Raw genomic sequence first — 3852 nt, forward strand, 5'->3', positions numbered from 1 at the left:
GGTGAACGGTGACAGCGGGTGGCTGTAGAGCTTGGCCGACGCGGCTGCGAACTCAGAGAAGGGACTGAGCAGCGCGCGCTGGGTTTCGAAGAACTGATACAGCATTGGCAAACCTTGAACTAGGGGCCGGGACGCCCCGATGGTGCCAGAAAACGCTTTCGGCCTTGTGCGCTGCAGCATCGGATGGGCGGTCAAACCGCCAATCCTGCGCACTTGGCTGGTGCATTGAAGGGCTTTCAGCCCTTGATGACCGCCGCCATCGCGCTGGCGACGGTGGGCAGATTGCCCTCATTCAGTGCGGCGACACAGATGCGGCCAGAGTCCACGCCATAGACGCCGAACTCGCTGCGCAGACGCTGCATCTGGGTGGCGTTCAAGCCCGAGTAGCTGAACATACCCAGTTGCTCAGTGACGAAGGACAGGTCTTGGGTCACGCCGGCAGCTTTCAGCGCGGCGACCAGCGCGCCGCGCATGGCCTTGATGCGCACACGCATGCCGGCCAGCTCCTCTTCCCAAAGCGCGCGCAGCTTGTCGTCGGACAGCACCTGGGCGACGACCTGGGCACCATGCGTGGGCGGGTTGGAGTAGTTGGTGCGGATCATGATCTTCAGCTGCGACAGCACGCGCACGGCTTCCTCGTCGCTGCTGCAGACCACGCTCAACGCGCCGCAGCGTTCGCCGTACAGCGAGAAGCTCTTGGAGAAGCTGGTCGACACGAAGAAACCGACACCGGCGGCCATGAACTGGCGCACCGCCTCGCCATCTTCCTTCAGGCCGAAGCCAAAGCCCTGGTAGGCCATGTCCAGGAAGGGCGTCAGGCCCTTGGCCTTGACGGCGGCGACGACCTGGGCCCACTGCTCGGCCGTGATGTCATAGCCGGTCGGGTTGTGACAGCAGGCGTGCAGCACGACGACGGTGCCGGCGGGTGCGGCATTCAGCGCGGCCAGCATGCCGTCGAAGTTGATGCCCTTCCTGGCCGCGTCGTAGTAGGGGTAGGCCTCGACCGTGAAGCCGGCCTGGGTGAACAGGGCGCGGTGGTTCTCCCAACTCGGGTCGGAGATCAGCACCTTGGAGGCGGGGTTGAGCTGCTTCAGGAAGTCGGCGCCGATCTTCAGCGCGCCGGTGCCGCCCAGGGCCTGCACGGTGGCGACGTTCTTCAGTTCGGAGCCGAAGACCAGCTTCTGAACGGCCTTGTCATAAGCGGCAATGCCATCAATGGGGAGGTAGCCGCGCGGCTTGGGGGCGGCGGCCATGGCGGCCTCGGCTTCGCGGACGCATTTCAACAGCGGCAGCTTGCCGGCTTCGTCGTAGTAGACGCCAACGCCGAGATTGACCTTGCCGGGGCGGGTGTCGGCGTTGAACTGCTCGTTCAGGCCGAGGATGGGGTCACGGGGAGCAAGGGCGACATCGGCGAACAAAGACATGGCGGGTTCCTGAAGGGACGTTGGCAGGAGGGGAGGCTTGAAGAATCAGGGTCTGCGCTAACCTGACCGCTTYTGCATTGCAGCAATGCAGCGCAGCAATTTTGCCGCCGAACCCAGGGAATTCCCCATGCAAGAAGCCTTGAACGTCATGTCCGGTCCAGAAAGTGACTCGGAGGAACGCAAGGGCGAATTCGTCAGCTTCGAAGGCTCGCCGTTCCAGCTGTTCCAGCCTTTCCCGCCGGCGGGGGACCAGCCGACCGCCATCGCCAAGCTCATCGAAGGCATCAACGACGGCCTCAGCTACCAGACCCTGCTGGGCGTCACCGGTTCGGGCAAGACCTTCACGATGGCCAATGTCATCGCCCGCCTGGGGCGCCCGGCCATCGTCTTTGCTCCCAACAAGACGCTGGCGGCCCAGCTCTACAGTGAGTTCCGGGACTTCTTTCCGAACAACGCCGTCGAGTACTTCGTCAGCTATTACGACTATTACCAGCCCGAGGCTTATGTGCCGCAGCGCGACCTTTTCATCGAGAAGGACAGCGCGATCAACGAGCACATCGAGCAGTTGCGGCTTTCGTGCACCAAGAGCCTGTTGGAGCGGCGCGACGTGATCATCGTGGCGTCCGTATCGGCCATCTACGGCATCGGCAATCCGAGCGACTACCACCAGATGGTGATGACGCTGCGCGTGGGCGACAAGATGGGCCAGCGCGACGTCATCGCCCACCTGATCCGCATGCAGTACACCCGCAACGAAATGGAGTTCGTGCGCGGGCATTTCCGCGTGCGCGGCGACACCATCGATGTATTCCCGGCCGAGCACTCGGAGCTGGCCATCCGCATCGAACTCTTCGACGACGAGATCGAGGCGCTGTCGCTGTTTGACCCTCTTACGGGGCAGATCCGCCAGAAGATCCCGCGCTTCACCGTTTACCCGAGCAGCCATTACGTGACGCCGCGCGACCGCGTGCTGGCGGCCACCGACGCGATCAAGGCGGAGCTGCGCGAGCGCGTTGACTTCTTCGTCAAGGAGGGCAAGCTGGTGGAGGCGCAGCGCGTCGAGCAGCGCACGCGCTTCGACCTGGAGATGTTGCAGGAGGTGGGCCACTGCAAAGGCATTGAGAACTACACGCGGCACCTGTCCGGCGCCCAGCCGGGCGACCCGCCGCCGACGCTGGTGGACTACCTGCCCAAGGACGCCCTCATGTTCCTGGACGAGAGCCACGTGCTGATCGGCCAGTTCGGCGGCATGTACAACGGTGACCGGGCGCGCAAGACGACGCTGGTGGAATACGGCTTTCGCCTGCCGTCCGCCTTGGACAACCGGCCGCTGAAGTTTGCCGAGTTCGAACGCAAGATGCGTCAGGCCATCTTTGTGTCGGCCACGCCGGCGCAGTATGAGCAGGACAACGCGGGGCAGGTAGTGGAGCAGGTCGTGCGGCCGACGGGCCTGGTTGACCCCCTCGTCGAGGTCCGGCCGGCCACTCATCAGGTCGACGACGTGCTTCAGGAGATCCGCTTGCGTGTCGAGGTGCATGAGCGCGTGTTGATCACGACCCTGACCAAGCGCATGGCTGAGCAACTGACCGACTACCTCAGCGACAACGGCGTCAAGGTGCGCTATCTGCACTCCGACGTGGACACGGTGGAGCGTGTCGAGATCCTGCGCGACCTGCGACTGGGCGCTTTCGACGTGCTGGTGGGCATCAACCTGCTGCGCGAAGGGCTGGATATCCCCGAGGTGTCGCTTGTCGCCATCCTGGATGCCGACAAGGAAGGCTTCCTGCGCGCCGAGCGCAGCCTGATTCAGACCATCGGCCGGGCCGCGCGCAACCTGAACGGCAAGGCCATCCTGTACGGCGACCGCATCACCGAGTCGATGCGCAAGGCCATTGGCGAGACCGAACGCCGGCGCGCCAGGCAGATCGCCTTCAACGAGGAAAACGGCATCACGCCGCGCAGCGTGCAAAAGCGCATCAAGGATTTGATCGACGGCGTCTATTCGGCCGAATCCGGCCGAGACGATGCCAAATTGCTGGCCGCGGCCAAGGTCGAGGACTTGTCCGAGAAGGATCTGGCCAAACGTATCGCCCAGCTCGAAAAGCAGATGCTGGAACACGCCCGCAACCTGGAGTTCGAACAGGCTGCGCGGATGCGCGATCAACTGGCTCAACTGCGCGAGCAGGCCTTCGGCGCCCGCGTGCACGACAACATCGTGCCCCTGGACAGTGCTCGAAAGGCAGGTCCAGTTCGCTGAAGCTGCTGCGCCGCAGCAAAAAACCTGCCGAAACCTAGGGATACCTGGCGGCCATAGGAAGTGGCCGAGTAGTCGAGTAAAATCATCGGAAATGATTCGCTCGGGTATTGTCTGGGCGTGCCGGGTTAACCCGAAATCATTTGTCCAGGACAAATCCTGGTCGTGCCACTC

Annotated in this window: 2 protein-coding genes; one reads left to right on the top strand and one right to left on the bottom strand. The window is 63.5% G+C overall.

Annotated features, from left to right (window positions below):
• Positions 1-236 precede the first annotated feature (236 nt).
• The gene (locus tag AC1DU6_RS22865) at positions 237-1424 is read right to left on the bottom strand and encodes an amino acid aminotransferase (RefSeq protein WP_457323806.1); all 1188 of its coding nucleotides are present in this window, start codon (positions 1422-1424) and stop codon (positions 237-239) included.
• Positions 1425-1551: 127 nt separating this feature from the next.
• Between AC1DU6_RS22865 and uvrB the strand changes: the two genes are divergently transcribed.
• Complete coding sequence (gene uvrB / locus AC1DU6_RS22870; RefSeq protein ID WP_457442229.1) at positions 1552-3681, top strand: excinuclease ABC subunit UvrB; 2130 nt, start codon at positions 1552-1554, stop codon at positions 3679-3681.
• The last annotated feature ends 171 nt before the right edge of the window (positions 3682-3852 follow it).

The organism is Roseateles sp. P5_B10 (assembly GCF_056400485.1).

Coding starts and splice junctions, on each gene's coding strand:
- uvrB (WP_457442229.1), top strand. CDS start 1,552: ATGCAAGAAGCCTTGAACGTCATGTCCGGTCCAGAAAGTGACTCGGAG.
- AC1DU6_RS22865 (WP_457323806.1), bottom strand. CDS start 1,424: ATGTCTTTGTTCGCCGATGTCGCCCTTGCTCCCCGTGACCCCATCCTC.